Annotated in this window: 2 protein-coding genes; both read right to left on the bottom strand. The window is 56.1% G+C overall.

The features are described from left to right. Positions 1-179: 179 nt before the first annotated feature. Positions 180-497 carry a DMT family transporter gene (locus WBC85_RS07365; protein ID WP_424434622.1) on the bottom strand — a complete coding sequence of 106 codons (318 nt, stop codon included), beginning with the start codon at positions 495-497 and terminating at the stop codon, positions 180-182. 60 nt (positions 498-557) lie between these two features. After that, positions 558-2,027 (bottom strand): citramalate synthase (gene cimA, locus WBC85_RS07360; protein ID WP_424434619.1); only part of this gene is annotated, 1,470 nt, incomplete at its 5' end.

The following is a 2,027-nucleotide window of genomic DNA, read 5'->3' as shown; positions in this document are numbered from 1 at the left end:
GCAAAGGCAGAAAGGGAAATCACTATTGCGGCGCTTATGCCTGTCACGCCTGGTAGCCAAGGCGAGAATGGCTGCGGTGTATCCCACAGGATCGCAAGGCACGCGTAAAGTGCACAGGTTAATCCAGCTAGGCCCAATACAATAAGGCGAATGCGTGAAAGCGTATCTGCACTCATGTCCTAGCCCTCCGCCAGTTTCAGGCCAGCAATGCCAATGACGATCAATCCCGCGCTTGCGAGGCGGAGCGGGCTGGCCGTCTCGCCAAAGGCATAGATGCCCATGATAAATGATCCAATTGCGCCGATGCCAACCCACACAGGATAAGCCGTACCAAGCGGCAGCGAACGCATTGCATAGGCCAAGAGCCAAAAGCTAAGGAATGCGGCGACGGCAACGATCCCGCTATATAGCGGCTTACTAAATCCTTCTGATGCCTTCAGCGCTGTGGCCCAAACCACTTCTAGACCGCCAGAAATTGCAAGTATGATCCAAGACATTTCAAACTCCCTGTAACTCATAGGTTACATGGGTAGTGTAGGTTACATGTAACGTCAAGGTTACTTATTGGGCGTATCGTGAATTATTTTCCATTGGATCGCATCAAGCAGCGCTTCAAAGCTGGCATCGACAATGTTTGCCGAGGCCCCGACAGTGCTCCAACGATTGCCCTTGCTATCCGCGCTATCAATGATGACGCGCGTGACCGCCTCTGTGCCGCCTTGGGTAATGCGGACCTTGAAATCCACAAGGCGCATGTCGTCAATCATCTCCTGGTACTGCCCCAGATCCTTGGCCAGTGCTTTGGACAGCGCATTCACAGGGCCACGATCCGAACCTGTTTCATCCATAGATTCGCTAACCGAAAGCTTCTTTTCACCGTCGATCTTAACCACAACCACCGCTTCGGAGAGCGAAACCATTTGGTCATATTTGTTCTTGCGCCGCTCTACGGTGACTTTGTAGCGCTTCACTTCGAACAGATCGGGCATCTGCCCTAACGCCCGGCGCGCGAGCAGCTCGAAACTTGCTTGGGCGGTGTCATAGGAATAGCCCTGCGCTTCTTTTTCCTTGATCTCGTCCAGCAGGAATCCCAGCGCAGGATGGCCTGCGTCCACGCTTAACCCTGCATCAGACAACCGTTTGCGCAGGTTGGATTGCCCGGCCTGATTGGACATCGGGATAACGCGTGCGTTGCCGATAAGACTGGGTTCTACATGTTCGTAGGTCGAGGGGTCCTTGAGGATTGCAGAGGCGTGCAAACCCGCCTTATGGGCGAATGCAGAGGAGCCGACAAAAGGGGCCTGACGCAGCGGGACGCGGTTCAGGATATCATCCAGAGTGCGCGAAATGCGGGTTAGGCTCGCAAGGCCGTCATGGCTGACGCCAATGTCGAACCGGCTCGCGTAGGGGTCTTTCAGCAGCAGGATCGGGATCAGTGTGGTGAGATTGGCATTGCCGCACCGCTCGCCCAGACCATTCAGAGTGCCCTGCACCTGCCGCGCGCCTGCGTCGATGGCCGCAAGGCTGCAAGCAACCGCATTGGCCGTATCATCATGGGTATGAATGCCAAGGTTCGCGCCGCTAATACCAGAGGCGATGACAGCTTTGGTGATCTCGCTCACTTCGGCAGGCAAGGTGCCACCATTAGTGTCGCACAGCACGACCCAGCGCGCGCCAGCCTCGATCGCGGCGTGCAGCGTTTCGAGCGCATAGTCTGGATCAGCCTTGTATCCGTCAAAGAAGTGCTCCGCATCAAACAGTGCCTCGCGCCCCTCGCCCACGATATGAGACATGGAAGCGGCGATATTGGCGGTGTTTTCGGCCTTGGTGATGCCAAGCGCGTCAGAGACGTGGAAGGCAGAAGATTTACCAACAAGACAAACCGTGCCTGTTTTGGCCTGCATGACCTGAGCCAGCACATCGTCGTTCTCGGCCGAGCGCCCTGCCCGTTTGGTCATGCCAAAGGCCGTCATTCTTGCGCGGGTCTTTGGTGCTTCATCGAAAAACGCGCTATCGGTCGGGTTCGC

This window comes from Planktotalea sp. (genome assembly GCF_049680325.1).
GTDB lineage: Bacteria > Pseudomonadota > Alphaproteobacteria > Rhodobacterales > Rhodobacteraceae > Planktotalea.
This window is presented reverse-complemented; position numbering and strand designations above follow the sequence as displayed.

What these genes read in the sequence shown, in the direction of transcription:
- WBC85_RS07365 (WP_424434622.1), bottom strand. Translation starts at nt 497, where the DNA reads ATGTCTTGGATCATACTTGCAATTTCTGGCGGTCTAGAAGTGGTTTGG.